The 19003-nt window shown below is 70.2% G+C and carries 20 protein-coding genes and 1 pseudogene; 14 read left to right on the top strand and 7 right to left on the bottom strand.

The window, feature by feature from the left end:
* The first annotated feature begins 17 nt into the window (after positions 1–17).
* Entirely contained in the window at positions 18–506 is a 489-nt protein-coding gene (secB, locus tag G3573_RS01860) for a protein-export chaperone SecB (RefSeq protein ID WP_163259147.1), read from the top strand.
* A 73-nt stretch (positions 507–579) separates the two neighbouring features.
* Here the strand turns inward: secB and G3573_RS01865 are convergent, their stop codons facing one another.
* Entirely contained in the window at positions 580–987 is a 408-nt protein-coding gene (locus tag G3573_RS01865; RefSeq protein WP_163259148.1) for a cupin domain-containing protein, read from the bottom strand.
* Positions 988–1158: 171 nt separating this feature from the next.
* Here G3573_RS01865 and G3573_RS01870 point away from each other — a divergent pair, with 171 nt between their 5' ends.
* On the top strand, positions 1159–1491 hold the full coding sequence (locus G3573_RS01870; RefSeq protein WP_163259149.1) for a hypothetical protein: 333 nt from the start codon (positions 1159–1161) through the stop codon (positions 1489–1491).
* A 148-nt stretch (positions 1492–1639) separates the two neighbouring features.
* Positions 1640–3055 (top strand): ankyrin repeat domain-containing protein, encoded by a 1416-nt coding sequence (locus G3573_RS01875; RefSeq protein ID WP_163259150.1) that lies wholly within the window; start codon positions 1640–1642, stop codon positions 3053–3055.
* A gap of 114 nt (positions 3056–3169) precedes the next feature.
* Here G3573_RS01875 and dnaQ read toward each other — a convergent pair whose 3' ends face one another.
* From dnaQ to G3573_RS01900, 5 genes are all read right to left on the bottom strand, one after another.
* On the bottom strand, positions 3170–3889 hold the full coding sequence (dnaQ, locus tag G3573_RS01880; protein WP_163259151.1) for a DNA polymerase III subunit epsilon: 720 nt from the start codon (positions 3887–3889) through the stop codon (positions 3170–3172).
* Positions 3890–3969: 80 nt separating this feature from the next.
* Complete coding sequence (coaE, locus tag G3573_RS01885; RefSeq protein WP_163259152.1) at positions 3970–4572, bottom strand: dephospho-CoA kinase; 603 nt, start codon at positions 4570–4572, stop codon at positions 3970–3972.
* The gene (locus G3573_RS01890) at positions 4569–5402 is read right to left on the bottom strand and encodes a shikimate dehydrogenase (RefSeq protein WP_163259153.1); all 834 of its coding nucleotides are present in this window, start codon (positions 5400–5402) and stop codon (positions 4569–4571) included. The genes coaE and G3573_RS01890 overlap by 4 nt, the downstream gene beginning before the upstream one ends.
* Entirely contained in the window at positions 5399–5992 is a 594-nt protein-coding gene (locus G3573_RS01895) for a Maf family protein (RefSeq protein WP_163259154.1), read from the bottom strand. The genes G3573_RS01890 and G3573_RS01895 overlap by 4 nt, the downstream gene beginning before the upstream one ends.
* Entirely contained in the window at positions 5989–6846 is an 858-nt protein-coding gene (locus tag G3573_RS01900; protein WP_163259155.1) for a pyruvate, water dikinase regulatory protein, read from the bottom strand. The genes G3573_RS01895 and G3573_RS01900 overlap by 4 nt, the downstream gene beginning before the upstream one ends.
* 448 nt (positions 6847–7294) lie before the next feature.
* Here G3573_RS01900 and hemE point away from each other — a divergent pair, with 448 nt between their 5' ends.
* The 4 genes and pseudogenes from hemE to rho all read left to right on the top strand — a co-directional run.
* Positions 7295–8329, top strand: a complete 1035-nt coding sequence (gene hemE, locus G3573_RS01905) for a uroporphyrinogen decarboxylase (RefSeq protein ID WP_163259156.1) — start codon at positions 7295–7297, stop codon at positions 8327–8329.
* On the top strand, positions 8326–9372 hold the full coding sequence (gene hemH, locus G3573_RS01910) for a ferrochelatase (RefSeq protein ID WP_163259157.1): 1047 nt from the start codon (positions 8326–8328) through the stop codon (positions 9370–9372). Before hemE ends, hemH begins: the two co-directional genes overlap by 4 nt.
* Complete coding sequence (locus tag G3573_RS01915) at positions 9369–9815, top strand: CopD family protein (protein WP_163259158.1); 447 nt, start codon at positions 9369–9371, stop codon at positions 9813–9815. The genes hemH and G3573_RS01915 overlap by 4 nt, the downstream gene beginning before the upstream one ends.
* Before the next feature lie 439 nt (positions 9816–10254).
* A pseudogene (gene rho, locus G3573_RS01920) lies at positions 10255–11511 on the top strand (transcription termination factor Rho); the annotation flags it as partial.
* A 234-nt stretch (positions 11512–11745) separates the two neighbouring features.
* On the opposite strand, the gene G3573_RS01925 reads toward rho, so the two are convergent.
* The gene (locus G3573_RS01925) at positions 11746–12447 is read right to left on the bottom strand and encodes a dienelactone hydrolase family protein (RefSeq protein ID WP_163259159.1); all 702 of its coding nucleotides are present in this window, start codon (positions 12445–12447) and stop codon (positions 11746–11748) included.
* 88 nt (positions 12448–12535) lie between these two features.
* On the opposite strand from G3573_RS01925, the gene G3573_RS01930 reads away from it, so the two are divergent.
* The 7 genes from G3573_RS01930 to G3573_RS01960 all read left to right on the top strand — a co-directional run bounded on the left by G3573_RS01930 (position 12536) and on the right by G3573_RS01960 (position 18990).
* Positions 12536–12778 carry a DUF6489 family protein gene (locus tag G3573_RS01930; RefSeq protein ID WP_163259160.1) on the top strand — a complete coding sequence of 81 codons (243 nt, stop codon included), beginning with the start codon at positions 12536–12538 and terminating at the stop codon, positions 12776–12778.
* 7 nt (positions 12779–12785) lie between these two features.
* On the top strand, positions 12786–14129 hold the full coding sequence (mnmE, locus tag G3573_RS01935; RefSeq protein WP_163259161.1) for a tRNA uridine-5-carboxymethylaminomethyl(34) synthesis GTPase MnmE: 1344 nt from the start codon (positions 12786–12788) through the stop codon (positions 14127–14129).
* A 338-nt stretch (positions 14130–14467) separates the two neighbouring features.
* Complete coding sequence (gene mnmG / locus G3573_RS01940; protein ID WP_163259162.1) at positions 14468–16342, top strand: tRNA uridine-5-carboxymethylaminomethyl(34) synthesis enzyme MnmG; 1875 nt, start codon at positions 14468–14470, stop codon at positions 16340–16342.
* Positions 16311–16973, top strand: coding sequence for a 16S rRNA (guanine(527)-N(7))-methyltransferase RsmG (rsmG, locus tag G3573_RS01945; protein ID WP_163259163.1), 663 nt, complete (start codon positions 16311–16313; stop codon positions 16971–16973). The genes mnmG and rsmG overlap by 32 nt, the downstream gene beginning before the upstream one ends.
* Positions 16963–17799, top strand: coding sequence for an AAA family ATPase (locus G3573_RS01950; RefSeq protein ID WP_163259164.1), 837 nt, complete (start codon positions 16963–16965; stop codon positions 17797–17799). Before rsmG ends, G3573_RS01950 begins: the two co-directional genes overlap by 11 nt.
* A gap of 70 nt (positions 17800–17869) precedes the next feature.
* Entirely contained in the window at positions 17870–18781 is a 912-nt protein-coding gene (locus G3573_RS01955; protein ID WP_163259165.1) for a ParB/RepB/Spo0J family partition protein, read from the top strand.
* A gap of 56 nt (positions 18782–18837) precedes the next feature.
* Entirely contained in the window at positions 18838–18990 is a 153-nt protein-coding gene (locus G3573_RS01960; protein WP_163259166.1) for a hypothetical protein, read from the top strand.
* Positions 18991–19003 lie beyond the last annotated feature (13 nt).

The following is a 19003-nucleotide window of genomic DNA, read 5'->3' on the forward strand; positions in this document are numbered from 1 at the left end:
CGGGGGAGAGAACGTCCATGACCGACGTGACCGCGCCGAACGCCGGGAGCGAACTGCAGACCGGGCCGCAGATGCGGGTCCTGACCCAGTTCGTCCGCGACCTGTCGTTCGAAAACCCCCGCGCGCCGGAATCGCTCCGCATGGAGGGCAAGCCGGAAATCGACATGGGCGTCGAGATGAACGCCCGCGGCCGGGCCGACGGCCTGTTCGAAGTCGACCTGCGCCTGTCGGTGAAGGCCTCCTCCAACGACGGCGCCCTGTTCCAGGTCGAGCTGGTCTACGGCGGCGTGTTCCAGGTGGCCAACGTCACCGACGAGACCCTCGAGCCGCTGCTGCTGATCGAGTGCCCGCGCTACCTGTTCCCGTTCGCGCGCCAGATCATCGCGTCCTGCACCGCCGACGGCGGCTTCTACCCGCCGTTCCTGCTGGAGCCGCTGGACTTCGCCGCGGTCTACGCCGCGCGCAAGGCCCAGGAAGGCGGCCTCGGCGCCGCCGGCAACGCGTAAGCCGCGTCGCCACCCACGAATTCTCGACAGCCCCCGTCCTCGCGGCGGGGGCTGTTTTCGTTTCCGGCGCCCCTTACGCAGGCGGGCCGGCCAGGTACTGCGCGTCCGTGACCTTCTCCATCCAGGTCACCGGCGAGCCGTCGAGCGCCTCCTGCACGGCCACATGGGTCATGGCGGTGGTCGGCGTCGCGCCGTGCCAGTGCTTGCAGCCCGGCGGACACCAGATCACGTCGCCGGCGCGGATCTCCACGATCGGCTCGCCCTCGCACTGGGTCCAACCGACGCCGGACGTGACGATCAGGCTCTGACCCAGCGGATGGGTGTGCCACGCGGTGCGCGCGCCGGGCTCGAAGGTGACGATCGCCCCGCCGACGCGCGAGGGCTCGGGCCGCTGGAACATCGAGTCGATCCGGACGGCGCCGGTGAACCAGGCGTCCGGGCCCTTGACCGAGGGCTGGGCGCCGTTGCGGACGATCTCCATGGCGGGCCTTTCGCGGGTTGGAGCGAAAACGGGGAACGCGCCTGAAACGACCCAACGCGCGTTGAGCGAAATTCCGCGCCGCCTCTTGTCGGCGCGCCGGCAGTTCAATCGTCCTGGGTCTGGTCGCCGGCGCGAAGCCCGCGGCCGGCGACAACCGAAGGAGAGGGACAGATGGCGAAGTTCATGGCGGTTTTCACCGGCACGCCGGGCGCGGCCCGCCCGGATCTCGACGAGGCCACCATCGCCAGGGGCATGGAAGCCTGGGGCGCGTGGATGGCCAAGCACGCCGACCGGATCAGCGACGGCGGCGGCCCGCTGGGCAAGACCAAGAAGGTCTCCAAGGCCGGGATCGCTGACATCCACAACAACCTGACCGGCTTCGTCGTGTTCGAGGCCGACGACCATGACGCGGCCGCGCGCCTGTTCGAAGGCCATCCGCACTTCACCATCTTCCCGGGCGAGGGCGTCGAAGTGATGCCGGTGCTACCGATCCCGGGGCGGTGAGGGCGGAGGAGCGGCAGCGGTCGCGGCGCGACGGTCCCCGGATTTCCCGTTGCCGTGACGGTTGCCGCTGAGCCGCTGTTCAACGCCTGCGCGAGAAGCCAAACTGGCGGAGGCGGCGTCGGCCGGTCGGTTCGAAGTCGGGGGAAACATGATCGGAATTCTGGCCGCTCTGGCCATGCAGGGGGCCAACCCGCCCAAGACGGCGTTCGACGTCGAGCGGGACGCGCAGAACGTGGCCATATGCGCCTCCGTCTATGAACAGCTCCGCCTCTCCTCGGGAAGGCTCGCCGCGCGCGACGCCCGCACCGAGGGCGTAGTGCACGCCTTCCGCGGTGCGCGGCGCTTGGCCCCGTTCGCGAAAGCGGCGGGGGTCGGTCCCGACGCCGACATGCCAGAGGCGCTGGGCGTGATGCTGTTCACCCTGGTGGGCGACGCCCAGATCGAGCGCCCAAAGGAAGACCCCCACGTAGTGGAAGCGGCCGTCCTGTCCCGGTTCTCGTCACAGTGCGACAGGGCCCTGGACGGCTGGGGCGCGCCCGCGGTGACCGAGTCTCCGCCCGACGTGATCGCGCTCGGCTATGCGGAGCACCTGGTCGGCGGCAAGACCTCGGCCGACGCGTTCCCGGACCCGCACCTGGCCGCCCTGGCGCGCGGGACCTGCGAGGGCGACCCCGCCGAGATCGCCCGCGCACTGGCCGCCGGGGCCGACCCGAACGGCCGGGGGCTCGACGGCGTCACGCCGCTGGTCTGGGCGCTGACCTGCGAGAATCCGGTCGGGATGGAGGCGCTCCTGAAGGCCGGCGCCGATCCGAACCGGGCCGTGGGCGATCGGGGCTCGGTGGTGTTCTTCGCGGCGAGCTACCGGGACACCGGGCTCCTCGACTTGCTTCTGCGCTACGGCGGCGACCCGAATGCGCGCGACGAGCGCGACACGGCGCTGATGCAGGCGCTGGAGCTCGGCATGCACGACGCCGGCTGGGGAAATTGGGACGCCCTGCTGGCTGCAGGGGCCGACATCAACCTGGACGTCAGCGACGACGACGACTTCCCCCGGACAATCGCGATCTCGGCGGCCGAATTCAACCAATGGGGCAAGGTCCTCGAACTGCTCAAGCGCGGCTACAGCCGGGATCTGGACGAGCTCGGCCGCCACGCGGAGAGCCAGGATTTCGACTCATCCGAGGTCCGCGCTCAGAAGGCCCGGGTCCGCCAGGCGCTGGAGCGGCGCGGGGTGAAATTCCCCATCTCCGCCAAGAAACTCTGGTTCAAATACAAGGGGATGGACGGCGCGGCCCGAAAGGCTGACGCGGACGCCGCCGTCGACCTCGGTCGGCACTACTTCACCGGCCACAAGGACGACGGGTTCGAGGGCGAGCAGGTCGACCTGTGGTATGTCGCCGGCGACGACGTCTTCGTCGAGGAGGTCGACGACGAGAAGAGCGCCCGGAACGGCGCCATCCAGATCCCGGAGGAACGGCTCTGGACCCACTGGCGCCTTTCCGACGAGCAGATCCGCGCGATCCGCCAGGCGCCCGAGAGCTGGACGTGGACCGAATTCAAGTGACGACAGCTGCGTTCGCCTGACGCACGTCGACACGCGTCGTCCGGGCAGGGGTGGATCAGTTCCACTGGGCCAGCGCGCAACTCCCCATTCGGCAGGTGCGAATGGCCGCCCGTCTTAAGCCGGCTCGCTCTCGTCGGTCTTGGCGAACTGGGCCCAGATGGCCTTGTCCTTCAGCACGGCGCTGACGAAGGCGGCGTGGGCGGCGCGTTCGTCGTCGGTGACGCGCGAGGCCAGAGGGCGGGGGCGGGGGCCGTAGCCGCCGGACTTCACCGCTGTGATCGCCGTAGCCACGCCGACCGGGGTCAGGTCCAGGCCGCGTTCCTTGCCGCCGCGCAGCTCCAGATAGACCGCCGCCAGCAGCTGGGCGTCGATCAAGGCGCCGTGCTTCTCGCGCTCGGCCAGCGAGATCTTGAAGCGGCGGCACAGCGCGTCGAGCGAGTTGGGCATGCCCGGAAAACGCTTCTGGGCCAGCTGCAGGGTGTCGATCCAGTCGCCCGGCTGGGTCTGCTTCCGACCGATCCGCTCCAGCTCCATGTTCACGAAGCCGCGGTCGAAGCCGGCGTTGTGGGCGACGATCGGCGCGCCGTCGATGAAGGCGATCAGCTCGTCGACGATCTCGATGAACTTCGGCTTGTTCGCCACCATGGCGTTGGAGATGCCGTGCACCCGCTCGGCGTCGGCCTCGATCTCGCGCTCCGGGTTGACCAGGCGGTGCAGCGACTTGCCGGTCGGGAGCAGGTCGACGATCTCGACGCAGGCGATTTCGATCAGCCGGTGGCCGCTCTTCGGGTCGATGCCGGTGGTTTCGGTGTCGAGGACGATCTCGCGGGCCATGGCTTCTTACTGAAGCGCTTCGCCGCTGCCGTGAAGACGTTCTGGCGTCGCGGGGCGTCCGGCCGGGATGACGGCGAGTTTTAGAGCTCGTGAGGCAGCCCCTGCACCTCGGCCAGGATTTCGCGCACCCGTTCGCGCGCGGCATCCAGGCCTTCCGACGTGTCGATCACGAAGTCGGCGCGGGCCACCTTGTGGGCGTCGGGGGTCTGACGCTCGAGCAGGGCGGCGAACCTGGTCTCGTCCATGCCGGGCCGGGCCAGTACGCGCGCGCGCTGGACGTGGGCGGGGGCGGTGACCACCACCACGGCGTCGACCAGGTCGGCCGCGCCGGTCTCGAACAGCAGGGGAATGTCGACCACGGCCACGCCCGCGCCGCCGGCCTCGGCCCGCGCCAGAAACGCCTGGCGATCGGCCTGAACCAGCGGGTGGACGATCGCCTCCAGCCGGCGGAAGCCGTCCGGCTCGGCGTGCAGTTGGGCGGACAGGGACGGGCGGTCGATCCCGCCGTCCTTCGTCACGCCCGGGAAGGCCGCCTCGACCGGCGCGACCGCCGCGCCGCCGGGGGCGTAAAGCTTGTGGACGGTGGCGTCGGCGTCCCACACCGGCGCGCCGGCCTCCATGAACATCATGGCGGTCGTCGACTTGCCCATGCCGATCGAGCCGGTCAGGCCCAGCACGATCACTTCAGCACCTCCAGGGCCACGGCGCGCACGTCGATGCCCGGCGGAGCCTGGCCGAAGAAGGCCTCGAACGAGGGCTTGGCCTGGTTGATCAACATGGACAGCCCGTCGACCGTCGGCAGGCCGCGCGCCTCGGCCGCCTGGAGCAGGGCGGTCTTCAGCGGCCGGTAGGTCATGTCCATCACCGCCGCGCCTTCGGGCAGGTAGTCCAGCGCCAGCACCGGCCCAGCCGCCGCGGCGTTGACCAGCACGCCCGCGCCGTCCAGCGCGCGCTCGGCGTCGGCCAGGGCGAAGGCGCGGGTGCGCTCGCCGAAGGCGAAGACCAGCTCCTCGGCTCGGGCGATGGTGCGGTTGACCACCCGCACCTCCGGGCTGCCGGCGTCGAGCAGGGCCGCGACCGCCGCCTTGGCCGCGCCGCCGGCGCCCAGGACGACGGCGGACCTGGCGGTCAGGTCGACGTCCGGCGCCTGTTCGGCGAAGGCTGAGATCATGCCGAAGCCGTCGGTGCTGCGCGCCTCGACGTGGCCGTCCTCATGGAAGAGCAGCAGGTTGGCCGAACCGGCCCGGATGGCGACCGCGTCGGCCTCGTCCGACAGGGCCAGGGCCCGTTCCTTGAACGGGGCGGTGACGTTCAGGCCGGCGATCACGCCGCCGCGGAAGCCCCGGACCAGCCGCTCGAAGGCCGGCTCGTCCTGGGGAGAGAAGGGCGCGTAGAGCGCGTCGAGGCCGGCGGCTTCAATCCAAGCCGTATGAAGAACCGGGCTCAGGCTGTGAGCGATCGGCCGCCCGACCACGCCGGCGACGCGGGCCGCACCCGTCGGACGCACGCTCATGCCTGCACCAGCCCGCGTTCACGCAGAAAGGCCAGCAAGGGCACCATCGGCAGGCCCAGGATGGTGAAGTAGTCGCCCTCGATCCGGTCGAACAACTGCACCCCCTCCCCTTCCAGCTGGTAGCAGCCGACCGAGGACAGGATGGTCTCGCCCTGGCGGGCCAGGTAGCCGTCCAGCCAGGCGTCGGAAAAGTCGCGCACGGACAGGGTCGCGGTCCCCACCGTCGACCAGACCACCCTCCCCTCTTCCGCCACGGCGACGCCGGAGTGCAGGTGGTGGACCCGCCCGCGCATGTCCTTCAGGCGAGCACGGGCCTCCTCGACGCTTTCGGCCTTGTCGATGGTGACGCCGCCGAGATCGAGCGTCTGGTCGGCCCCGATCACCAGGCCGGGCCGGCGCTCGGACACCGCGAGCGCTTTCAGCGCCGACAGGCCGACGGCGACGTCCCGGGGCCCCTCCCCTCTCGCCAGGGCTTCCAGCTTGAAGGCGTCCTCATCGACGCCCGCGCCGGTGGTCTCGAAAGTCAGGCCCGCGCCGGCCAGCAGGGCGGAACGCGCGGCGCTCTTCGACGCCAGGATCAGGTCGGTCACGCCAGCAGCCCCACCTTGCCGGTGCGCTGCGCGGTCAGCAGGTTCAGCACGGCCGCGGCGGTCTCTTCCACCGAACGGCGGCTGACGTCGATCACGGGCCAGCCGTAGCGTTCGAACATGCGCCGGGCGCGCACGGTCTCCTCGCGCACCGCCTCCATGTCGACATAGGCGCTCTCGCGGCCCTCGTTCAGGCTGAGCAGGCGGTTCTTGCGGATCTGCACCAGCCGGTCGGGCGAAACGGTCAGGCCGACGATCAGCGGCCGCTTCAGCTGGAACAGCACCGCCGGCGGCTCGGCGCCCGGCACCAGCGGCACGTTGGCGGCGCGGATGCCGCGATGGGCCAGGTAGATGCTGGTCGGGGTCTTGGAGGTGCGGCTGACGCCGACCAGGACCACGTCGGCCTCTTCCAGCTCGGCGGCCGATTGTCCGTCGTCGTGGCTGATGGCGTAGTCCAGCGCCTTCATCCGGTTGAAGTACTCGTGGTCGAGCGCGTGCTGGGCGCCCACCCGGGTCGACAGCGAGGCGCCGAGATATCGCGACAGCGCCGCAACCAGCGGATCGAGCGCCGCGATGGTCGGCATCTCCATCTCGCGGCAGCCGTGCTCCAGCGCCATGCGCAGTTCCTTGTCGACGATGGTGTGCAGCACCACGCCGGGAGCGGCCTCGATCTCCTGCAGCACCCGGTCCAGCTGCTTTCGCGACCGCACCAGGGCGTAGATGTGCTCGATCGGGATCACCCCGTCGAACCGCGCGATCACCGCCTTCGCCATGGCGTTCAGCGTCTCGCCCGTGGAGTCCGAGACGAGGTGAACGTGGAAGTAGGTCGCGAATTTCTGCGCTGAAACTGTGGGCAAGTGCTGAGGACCTTTCGCCCCGGATCTGTGGAGCGCTGTGGAGAAAACCCGACCTCGAGGCGGGCGCCAAGGCGCCGTGGTGGATAGCGGGCGCCAGGGGACGGAATCCTCCACGCGTTCTTAGCGATCGTCGGTCATCCACGGCTTGGCTGTGGACATGGTTAAGTCTTCGTAAACGACCCCCAGGCCGAGCTTAGGGCCGGCAAGGGCCAGACCCCTTCCAATTCCTAACGAAACGTTAATTGTCCCCAGAGTCCACAGGGCGCCGCTGACCCAAACGGGGCCCCGTGAATGACTCCTGTTCGATGGTCGGATGGCGGCGGGACAGCGCGGGTTGTCCCCACGACCCCCTGCCCAACCTCTTCCTTCAATCTTCAAGATTCTTTCTTATGAAGGAGAAGAGAGGGAGGCTTGAGCCGTGAAGCCTTCGGGGGTTTAAGGGCCTCCGATGAGCCAAGCCCCCCTCCTCCTTCGGGTCCTCTCCGGCGAGACGACCGAACGTCCGCCCGTCTGGTTCATGCGCCAGGCCGGCCGTCACCTGCCCGAGTATCGGGCTCTGCGGGCGAAGGCCCCGGATTTCGTATCGTTCTGCCTGAACCCGGAGATGGCCGCGGAAGCCACGCTGCAGCCGATGCGGCGCTATCCGTTCGACGCCTCGATCGTGTTCGCGGACATCCTGCTGATCCCGAAAGCGCTCGGCCAGGACGTGCGCTTCGAGACCGGCGAGGGTCCGCGCCTGGGCGCCCTGCCCTCGATCGAGAGCATGCGGGAGCGCACGGCCGACGCCGGCGCGGCGCTCAGCGTAGTCGGGGAGACCCTGTCGCGGGTCCGCGAGGCCCTGGAGCCCGAACGGGCCCTGATCGGCTTCTGCGGGGCTCCCTGGACCGTGGCGACCTACATGCTGGACGGGGAAGGTCGGGAAGACCGCGCCTCGGCCCGGCGGTTCGCCTACGAGCGTCCGGAAGAGGTCGACGCCCTGCTCGACGTGCTCGTCGAGGCCAGCGCGCACTATCTGGCCATGCAGGCCCGCTCCGGCGCCCAGGCGCTGAAGATCTTCGAGAGCTGGGCGGAGGGTCTGCCGGATCAGCTATTCGAGCGGCTGGTCATCAAGCCGCACGCCAGGCTGGTCGCCCGCCTGCGCGAGCTGGGCGTGGAGACCCCGCTGATCGGCTTCCCGCGCGGCGCCGCCGCTTCGGCCGAAAAGTACGCCGCCGCCGTGCCGGTCCAGGCCGTGGCGCTCGACACCGCGTGCCCGCTCGAGGTCGGCAAGCGCGTGCAGGCCAGGGTCGCCATCCAGGGCGCGCTGGATCCGCTGCTGCTGCGCGCCGGCGGGCCTGAGCTGGACGCCCGGGTCGAAGAGCTGCTCGGCGCCTGGGGTCAGGGGCCGTACATCTTCAACCTCGGCCACGGCATCCTGCCCGACACGCCGATCCCGCACGTGGAACAGGTGCTGAAGCGGATCACCGGAGCGGGTTCGCGATGAGCGGCGGGCGACGCATCGCCGTCGTCCTGTTCAACCTCGGCGGCCCGGACGGGCCCGAGGCCGTCCGACCGTTCCTGTTCAATCTGTTCAACGACCCGGCGATCATCAGCCTGCCGGGCGTCGTCCGCACGCCGTTGGCGAAGCTGATCGCCGGCCGGCGGGAGCAGTCGGCCCAGGCCAACTACGCGATCATGGGCGGCCGCTCGCCCCTGCTCCCGGAGACCGAGGCGCAGGCCCGCGCGCTGGAAGCCTCGCTCGGCGCCGCCCTGCCCGGCGACGAGGTCCGCGCCTTCATCGCCATGCGCTACTGGAAGCCGTTCACCGAGGCGGCCGCCCGCGCGGTCGAAGCCTTCGGTCCGGACGAGGTGGTGCTGCTGCCGCTCTATCCGCAGTTTTCCACCACCACGACGGCCTCGTCGCTGAAGGCCTGGACCGCGGCCTATCGCGGGCCCGGACGTGTGCGGACGGTCTGCTGCTATCCGGACGCCGACGGCCTGGTCGAGGCCCACGCCGAGCTGATCCAGGCGACCTGGGACAAGGCCGGCCGGCCCGAGCCGGTGCGGCTGCTGTTCTCCGCCCACGGCCTCCCGGAAAAGGTCATCGCCGCCGGCGATCCCTACCAGGCCCAGGTCGAGCGAACGGCGGCCGCGGTGGCCGAGCGGCTGGGCGGGTCGTGGGACTGGCAGGTCTGCTACCAGAGCCGGGTCGGGCCGCTGAAGTGGATCGGTCCGTCCACGGTCGAAGCCATCGGCCAGGCCGCGCGCGACGGCGTCGGCGTGCTGATCAGCCCGATCTCCTTCGTCTCCGAACACGTCGAGACCCTGGTCGAGCTCGACCACGAGTACGGCGAGCTGGCCCGTACGGCCGGCGTCGAGGTCTATCTGCGCGCGCCGGCTCTGGGCGTGGCGCCCGCCTTTATCGACGCCCTGTCGCACGTGACGCTGTCCGCGCTCGGCCGGGGTGAGGACGCGCAGACCGCCGCCGGCGGACGCTGGTGCGGGTCGCAATTGTGCAAATGTCCGGCGGGGGAGAAGGCCGCATGAACTGGTACGATCTGCTCAGAGCCCTGCACATCCTGGCGGTGATCGCCTGGATGGCCGGCCTGCTCTACCTGCCGCGGCTGTTCGCCTATCACACCCGCGCCACGCCGGGCTCGGAGATGGACCTGACCTTCCAGACCATGGAAGCCAAGCTCCTCAAGATCATCATGAACCCGGCCATGGTCGCGGCCTGGATCTTCGGCCTGTCGCTGGCCTGGATCCGCATCAGCGGCGATCCGACGCTCTGGCACGCGCCCTGGCTGATCACCAAGTTCGCCGGCGTGCTGTTCCTGACCGGCTGGCACCACTACCTGGCCAAGGCCCGCAAGCGCTTCGCCGCCGGCGAGAACACCAAGTCCGAAAAGTACTGGCGCATGGTCAACGAGCTGCCGTTCCTGGCGGCGATCGTGATGGTGCTGGCCGTGACGCTGGAGTTCGGGCGTTAAGCCTCCTCTCCTCCCCCGTGAAACGCAGTGGAACGGGGGAGGGGGACCGCCGAAGGCGGTGGTGGGGGCGGGCCGGCGCGCTAAGCTCTGACTGATCTTCAGCTTGTTGTTCGCCCCCTCCACCACGCTTCGCGTGGTCCCCCTCCCCCGCTTCGCAGGGGAGGAGAGCCGCCCCATCTAAAGGCCCGCTTGACGCAGACCGCGCTGCGTGGTTTCGCTGATGCTGAGGCGTAGGCTCGTCCTGCGCTGCCCTCCTCTTCAGACCCGTGTCGCACGTTCGACCAGGTCGACCTCTCCCCTCCCGCGCCGCGAGGCGTTCGTTCTACCGGCTGGGTCTCAGCGCCCGGCTACCCAAGGCCCGAGTGATCCCATGACCGACGAATCCGTCCTCGAGACCGAGTCCGAGTCGGAGGCCGCCGCCTTCCAGACCCCGCAGCGCATGTCGCTGCAGGAGCTGAAGGAGAAGTCGCCCACCGACCTGCTCGCCTTCGCTGAAGCGCTCGACATCGAGAACGCCAGCTCCATGCGCAAGCAGGACATGATGTTCCAGATCCTGAAGACCCTCGCCGACGAAGGCGCGGAGATCTCGGGTTCGGGCGTTCTGGAAGTGCTGCAGGACGGCTTCGGCTTCCTGCGCAGCCCGGAAGCCAACTACCTGCCGGGCCCCGACGACATCTACGTCAGCCCCTCGCAGATCCGCCGCTTCGGCCTGCGCACCGGCGACACGGTCGACGGCGTGGTCCGCAGCCCGCGCGAGGGCGAGCGCTACTTCGCCCTGGTCAAGGTCGACGCGATCAACTTCGAGGACCCCGAGAATGTCCGCCACAAGGTCCACTTCGACAACCTGACCCCGCTCTATCCGGACGAGCGGCTGAACATGGAGATCCAGGACCCGACCCTGAAGGATCGGTCGGGCCGGGTGATCGACATCGTTTCGCCATTGGGCAAGGGCCAGCGCTGTCTGATCGTGGCGCCGCCGCGGGTCGGCAAGACGGTGATGCTGCAGAACATCGCCAAGTCGATCGAGTCCAACCACCCCGAGGCGTTCCTGATCGTCCTGCTGATCGACGAGCGCCCGGAAGAAGTCACCGACATGCAGCGCACGGTGAAGGGCGAGGTGATCTCCTCGACCTTCGACGAGCCGGCGACGCGCCACGTGCAAGTGGCCGAGATGGTCATCGAGAAGGCCAAGCGCCTGGTCGAGCACAAGCGCGACGTGATCATCCTGCTGGACTCGGTCACGCGTCTGGGCCGCGCCTACAACACGACGGTCCCCTCCTCCGGCAAGGTGCTGACCGGCGGTGTCGACGCCAACGCCCTGCAGCGCCCGAAGCGCTTCTTCGGCGCCGCGCGCAACGTGGAACAGGGCGGCTCGCTGACCATCATCGCCACCGCGCTGATCGACACCGGCTCGCGCATGGACGAAGTGATCTTCGAAGAGTTCAAGGGCACCGGTAACTCGGAAATCGTCCTGGACCGCAAGGTCGCCGACAAGCGCATCTTCCCGGCCATCGACGTGCTCAAGTCCGGCACCCGCAAGGAAGAGCTCATCACCCCGCGCGACCAGCTGCAGAAGACCTACGTCCTGCGCCGGATCCTCAACCCGATGGGACCGCAGGACGCCATCGAGTTCCTGCTCGACAAGCTGCGGCAGACGAAGAACAACGGCGAGTTCTTCCAGTCGATGAACACCTGACCCACGGGCCAGGCGGAAACAGAAAAGGCGGCTCCCTCGCGGGGGCCGCCTTTTTCGTTGGTGGGGGTGCTCTGCTCCCCCGCTCCGCAGGGGAGGAGAAGACCAGCCATACCGGCCCTACCCGCCCCAATCCCGCCGCAAAGCCCGAGTTTTCAACAGACTGGGGACAATTCGGTGGATGGATCGGAGCGTCGCTGTTTCACGTGAAACACTGACGGTCGGACCGGGCGCTACTCACTTCAGGTGCTTGGCGAAGAACTCCCCGGTCCGGCCGTTGGCCACGGCGGCGTCCTCGGCGTGGAAGTTCTGGCCGCCGGTGCGGGTGAAGGCGTGGTCGCGCCCCGGATAGCTGAAGATGGTCACGCAGCGGTGGTTCTTCAGCGCGCCGACGATGCGGGCCTGGGCGTCCTTGGGGACGAAGCCGTCCTCCTCGGCGATGTGCATCATCAGCGGGTGGGCCAGCTTCTCGGCCTCGCCCAGGTGGTTCTCGACGCCCACGCCGTAGTAGGCGACGGTGGCGTCGCTGTCGGTGCGGGCCGCGGTCAGGAAGGCCAGCAGGCCGCCCAGGCAGTAGCCGACCGCGCCGACCTTGCCGTCGCACTCCAACGAGGCGCGGACCTGGGCGATCGTGGCGGCGATGTCCTCGACGCCCTTGTCGACGTCGAAGGCGTTGTAGAGGGCGAAGGCCTTCTTCCACTCCGCTTCCGAGTGGTCGGTGATGTCGATCCCCGGCTCGATCCGCCAGAACAGGTCCGGGCAGACGGCCAGATAGCCCTGCGAAGCGAGGCGATCGCACACCCCGCGCATGACGGCGTTGACGCCGAAGATTTCCTGGATCACCACCACGGCGGGCCAGGGCCCCTGCCCGTCCGGGCGGGCCACGTAGGCGGAGAAGGCTCCGTCGGCGGTGGTCAGGGTCATGCGGTCGGCGGCCATGCGTCGTCCTTTCGGCGTATGCTGGGGAGGATCGGCGTCGGGCGGGAGAGCGCCCGAACACGGGTCGGTAATGGACGAGGCGGGACGGATGAAAGTCAAGATCGAGATCGACTGCTCGCCGGAGGAGGCCCGCGCCTTCCTCGGCCTGCCCAACGTGGCGCCGCTGAACGACCACCTGGTGGCCGAGATGCAGCGGCGCATGGACGAAAACATGCACCGGCTGCAGCCCGAGGAGCTGATGAAGACCTGGACCAGCTACGGCCTGCAGGCCCAGGAGCAGTTCCGCAAGATGATGACCGCGGCAGCGACGGGCCAGACCGACAAGCTTTGATCCCCCAGTGACCGACACCGTTTTCGCCCTCGCCACCGCCCCCGGCCGGGCGGCGGTCGCCGTCGTGCGTCTGTCCGGCCCGGCCACCGACCGTGCGCTGAAGATGCTGGCCGGCGCCCTGCCCTCGCCCCGCCGCGCATCGCTGCGCACGCTTCGGGGGCCCGATGGCGCACGCCTGGACGACGCCCTGGTGCTCTGGTTCCCGGGGCCCGGCAGCTACACCGGCGAGGATTCCGCCGAGCTGCACCTGCACGGCGGGCGCGCCGTGGTCGAGGCGGTGTCGCACGTGCTGGGGACCCTGGGCGTGCGCCCGGCCGAGGCCGGCGAGTTCACCCGGCGCGCCTTCCAGAACGGCAAGCTGGACCTGACCCAGGCCGAGGCCGTCGCTGACCTGGTCGACGCCGAGACCGAGGCGCAACGGCGTCAGGCCCTCGACCAGCTCGACGGCGCCCTGGGCCGCCGCTACGAGGCCTGGCGGTTGTCCATCGTGGAAACCCTGGCCCTGCTCGAGGCCGAGATCGACTTCCCCGACGAGGACCTGCCCGGCGGCCTGGCCTCGCGCACCGTGCCCCGCATCGACGCCCTGATTGGCGAGCTGGACGCCGCCCTGGCCGACGCCGCCCGCGGCGAGCGGGTCCGCGACGGCTACCGCATCGCCCTGATCGGCGCGCCCAACGCCGGCAAGTCCAGCCTGTTCAACCGGCTGGTCCGGCGGGAGGCGGCCATCGTCACCCCGATCGCCGGCACCACGCGTGACGTGCTGGAGGCGACCTTCGACCTGGCCGGCTTCAAGACCCTGCTGGCCGACACCGCCGGCGTCCGGGCCACCGAGGACGTCGTCGAGGTCGAAGGCGTGCGCCGGGCCCGGGCCTGGGCCGATACGGCGGCGCTTCGTCTCTGGGTGATCGACCCGGCCGCCCCGGGCGAGCTGTGGCGCGAGGGCGCCGAGCTGATCCGTGGCGGCGACCTGGCCCTGCTCAGCAAGGCAGACCTCGGCGGCGTGCCGGATCCGGGCGTGCTCGACGCCATCGCCGAGCGCGGGGCGGAGCTGTTGCACGTGAGCGCCGACAGCGGCGAAGGCCTGGACGCGCTTGAGGCCGCGCTGGCGGCGCGGGTGTCCGACGCCCTGTCCGGCGCCGACTTCCCGGCCGTCACCCGTGAACGGCACCGCGCGCGGCTGACTGAGGCCCGCACCCACCTGGACCGCGCGCGCCTGGCCCTGGACCTCGGGCCGGAGCTGGCCGCGGAGGACGTGCGCCTGGCGGCCCGCGCCCTGGCCCGTGTGGCCGGGCGGGTCGACGCCGAAGACGTGCTCGACGTGGTGTTCGCCAGCTTCTGCATCGGGAAGTGAAGCCCCTCTCCTCCCCTGCGCAGCGGGGGAGGGGGACCATGCGAAGCATGGTGGAGGGGGCGGACCGCGATATAGACGTTAGGGAAAGATTGGGGCGGGGGCTCGCCCCCTCCACCGCCTTCGGCGGTCCCCCTCCCCCGTTCAGCTGCGCCTCACAGGGGAGGAGAGAGCCGCTCACGGCCCTCTCCAACGGCCATGTTTCACGTGAAACAGCCCCGCTGCGTCCCTCTTAACCACCCCCGCGGGTGGTCGGGGCCGCGCCGCCTTGCTATATAGAGAGCCAAGAGAGCCCTGAGCCCGCCCCCGCCCGTCGGGGGCGTTTTTGTCCGGAGCATGCGTTGGCGTCGTCCTGGGATGTGATCGTGATCGGCGGCGGCCACGCCGGCTGCGAGGCGGCCGCGGCGGCGGCGCGCACGGGCGCGCGCACCCTGCTGCTGACCCACAAGATCGAGACCCTGGGCGAAATGTCGTGCAACCCGGCCATCGGCGGCCTGGGCAAGGGCCACCTGGTGCGCGAGATCGACGCCCTGGACGGCCTGATGGGCCGGCTGGCCGACGTCTCCGGCATCCAGTTCCGCCTGCTGAACCGCTCCAAGGGCCCGGCCGTGCGCGGCCCGCGCGCCCAGATCGACCGCCGCCTCTATCGCGAGGCCATGCAGGCCGAGATCCTCAACTACCCCGGCCTGGAAGTCCGCGCCGAGGCGGTCGAGGATCTGCTGGTCGAGGACGGCGTGGTCGCCGGCGCGGTCGGCGCCACGGGCGACGTTTATCGTGCGGGCCGGGTCGTGCTGACCACGGGCACCTTCCTGAAGGGCGTGATCCACCGCGGCGAGGAGCGCATCCCGGCCGGCCGCGTGGGCGACCAGCCGTCGATCGGCCTGTCGGACCGGCTCTATGCGCTGGGCCTGATGATGGGCCGGCTGAAGACCGGCACGCCGGCGCGCCTGATCGGCTCGACCATCGCGTGGGCCCAGCTGGAGATGCAGGACGCCGACGCCGAGCCGGTGCCCTTCTCCTTCCTGACCGACCAGATCCGCGTGCCGCAGATCGCCTGCGGCATCACCTATACGACCGAAGAGACGCATCGGATCATCGCCGAGCGGCTGGGCGAGAGCGCGGTCTATGGCGGCAAGCTGTCGGGCCGGGGCCCGCGCTACTGCCCCTCGATCGAAGACAAGGTGGTGCGCTTCGCCGACAAGACCTCGCACCAGATCTTCCTGGAGCCGGAGGGCCGGGACGACGACACCGTCTATCCGAACGGCATCTCCACCTCGGTGTCGGCCGAGACCCAGGACGCCTTCCTGCGCACCATTCCGGGCCTGGAGCAGGTCCAGGTGCGCCGCTACGGCTACGCCATCGAATACGACTACGTCGACCCGCGCGAACTGGACCCGACCCTGCAGGTGAAGCGCCTGCCGGGCCTGTACCTGGCCGGCCAGATCAACGGCACGACCGGCTACGAGGAGGCCGGCGCGCAGGGCCTGGTCGCCGGCATGAACGCGGCGCTGGCCGCCGCGGGGTCGGAGCCCGCCACCTTCGCCCGCGACGAGGCCTATCTCGGCGTCATGATCGACGACCTGGTCACACGTGGTGTGACCGAGCCATACCGCATGTTCACCAGCCGGGCCGAGTTCCGGCTGAGCCTGCGCGCCGACAACGCTGATCAACGGTTGACCGCCCGCGGCGTCGAGCTCGGCGTGGTCAAGTCAGAGCGCGCGCAAGCCTTTGCCCAGAAGGCGGAAGCGCTGGCGACCGCCCGCCAGCAGGCCAAGGCCTGGATGTTGACGCCCAAGGAAGCCAGCAACGTCGGCCTCAACGTCAACGCCGACGGCCAGCGCCGCTCACTTCTTCAGCTTCTCGCCTACCCCGGCGCCTCGCTCGAGCGCTTCGCCGCCGTCTGGCCGGAGATCTCGGGCTGGTCGCGCGAGGTGGCCGAGCAGGTGGAGATCGACGCCGCCTACGCCGGCTATCTCGACCGCCAGGCCGCCGACGCGGAGGCCTTCCGCAAGGAAGAAGAGCTGCGCCTGCCGGCCGATCTCGACTACCGCGCCATCGGCGGCCTCAGCCACGAGTGCCGCGAGAAGCTCCACGCCGTGCGTCCCCTCACCCTCGGCCAGGCCGCGCGCATCGAGGGCGTCACGCCCGGCGCCTTGACCGCCCTTCTCGCTCACGTCCGCAAACATGACCGCAAGTCCGGCGACGCCGCGGCCTGAGCCGGCGCCCTTCACCCAGGACGACTTCGCGCGCGCCGTCGGGCCACGTGCGACGTCCGCGCGCCTGGCCGATCTCGAGCGCTTCCGCCTGATGGTGGCCGAGAAGAACGAGGTCATGAACCTGGTCGGCCCGGCCACCGTCGCGCACTTCTGGTCGCGCCACGCGCTGGATAGCGCCCAGCTGCTCCATCTCGCGCCCGACGCGCGCGTGTGGGCCGATCTCGGCGCCGGCGCGGGCTTCCCCGGCGTGGTGCTGGCGATCCTGCTCAAGGGCGAGCCCGGCGCGCGCGTGCATCTTGTGGACAGTTTGGCCAAGCGCTGCCGCTTCCTCGACGAGGTGGTGGCCGCCCTCGACCTCCCGGCCACGGTGCATTGCGCGCGCGCCGAAGCCTTGAATCTCAAGGCCGACGTGGTCACCGCCCGGGCCATGGCCCCGATGGTCAAGCTGCTCGGCTTCGCCCTCCCCTACTTCCGAAACGGCGCCCAGGGCCTGTTTTTGAAGGGGGAAAACGTGGCCGCCGAATTGAACGAAGCCAGGAAATCGTGGAGCTTCGACGACGAGCTCCTTTCCTCCCTCAGCGATCCACGCGGCCGCGTGGTCCGCATCCGGAGACTGTCCCGTGCGAAATGAGACCCGCGCCGCCCCGCGCGTCCTGTCCGTCTCCAACCAGAAGGGCGGCGTGGGCAAGACCACGACCGCCATCAACCTCGGCACCGCGCTGGCCGCAGTCGGCGAGCGCGTGCTGATCGTCGACATGGACCCCCAGGGCAACGCCTCGACCGGTCTTGGCGTGCCCAAGACCGTGCGGCGCACCACCATCTACGACGTGGTGGTCGACGGCGCCTCGATCGCCGAGACCGCGGTCGAGACCTCGGTGCCGGGCCTGTCGATCATCCCCTCCGACGCCGACCTGTCGGGCATCGAGATCGAGCTCAGCCAGGCCGACCGCCGCAGCTTCCGTCTGCGCGACGCCCTGGAGCAGGTCCGGGAAGACCGGTCACACCCGGGTTTTACCTATGTGTTGATTGATTGCCCGCCGTCGCTCAACCTGTTGACTGTCAACGCCATGACCGCCGCCGACGCGGTCCTGGTGCCGCTGCAGTGCGAGTTTTTCGCCCTGGAAGGCCTGTCCCAGCTGATGCGCACGGTCGAACTGGTGCGCGGCAGCCTCAATCCGCGCCTGGAGATCCAGGGCGTGGTGCTGACCATGTATGACCGCCGCAACTCCCTGTCCGCCCAGGTCGCCGCCGACGTGCGGGCCCACTTCGGGGACAAGGTGTATGACTCGGTCATACCGCGGAACGTGCGGGTCTCGGAGGCGCCGTCCTTCGGCAAGCCAGCCCTGATCTACGACCTGAAGTGCGCCGGCTCGCAGGCCTATCTGAAGCTGGCCAAGGAGGTCGTCGTGCGCGAGCGCAAGCGCCGCGCCGCCGCCGCCGCCCAATCGGCCGCCTGATCTGGCCGCCGCGTGATTACGTTTGAGCGCTGACCGCGCTCTGAGACCAAGAAGACCACCGGAGTAAGCCATGTCGGAACGTCAACGAGGCCTGGGCCGCGGCCTGTCGGCCCTGCTGGGCGAGCAGGCCGCCGAGGCCGTCATGGCCGCCGACGAGGCCGCCCAGGTCGCCGCGCCGGCCCGTCCGGGCTCGACCAGCGAGTTCCCGATCGAGCTGCTGCACCCCAATCCGGACCAGCCGCGCAAGATCTTCACCGAGGCCGAGCTGGAAGAGCTGGGCGCCTCGATCCGCGAAAAGGGCGTGCTGCAGCCGATCCTGGTGCGCCCCTCCCCGCTGACGCCTGGCGAATACCAGATCGTCGCCGGCGAGCGGCGCTGGCGCGCCTCGTACAAGGCCGGGCTGAAGACCGTGCCGGTCATCGTGCGCGATCTCGACGACCTCGAGGTGCTGGAGATCGGCATCGTCGAGAACGTCCAGCGCGCCGACCTCAACCCGATGGAAGAGGCGCTGTCCTACAAGGCCCTGATGGAGCGGTTCGGCCGCACCCAGGACGCCGTCGCCCAGGTCGTCGGCAAGAGCCGCAGCCACGTCGCCAACACCATGCGCCTGCTGGCCCTGCCCGAGGCCGTGCGCGACCACGTGCTGGCCGGGCGCCTGTCCGCCGGCCACGCGCGGGCCATCGCCACCGCCCCGGACCCGGCCGCCCTGGCCGAGCGCGTCATCCAGGACGGCCTCAGCGTGCGCCAGGCCGAGGCCCTGTCGCGCGAGGCGGCCGAGCGCCCCCGCCGCGAACCCCGCCCGGGCTCCAACCCGGCCGCCAAGAGCGCCGACACCGCTGCGCTTGAGAGCGACCTGGCCGACGCGCTGGGCCTCGACGTCGTGCTGGACGACCGCAACGGCAAGGGCGAGCTCAAAATCCGCTACACGACGCTGGAGCAGCTGGACGACCTGTGCCGGCGGCTGATGCGCGGCGGGGTGTGAAGAACCTCCCCGCGCGGCGCCCGTTCTCCTGACGGCGAAAGCCGTCGGAGGCCTAAGTGGTGAAGCCCGAACGCGACGCCATCAAGCGCGCCGGCCCGGTCGAAAAGTCCGGCCAGCCCCGGCCGATCCCGCCGCCCATGATGATCTGGGTGATCGTGGCGCTGGGCCTGCTCATGCTGGCCGCCGTCGCCTGGATGGTGTTCGGCTGAAGCCGCGCCCGCG

Source organism: Caulobacter sp. 17J65-9 (assembly GCF_010975005.1).
Classification (GTDB): domain Bacteria; phylum Pseudomonadota; class Alphaproteobacteria; order Caulobacterales; family Caulobacteraceae; genus 17J80-11.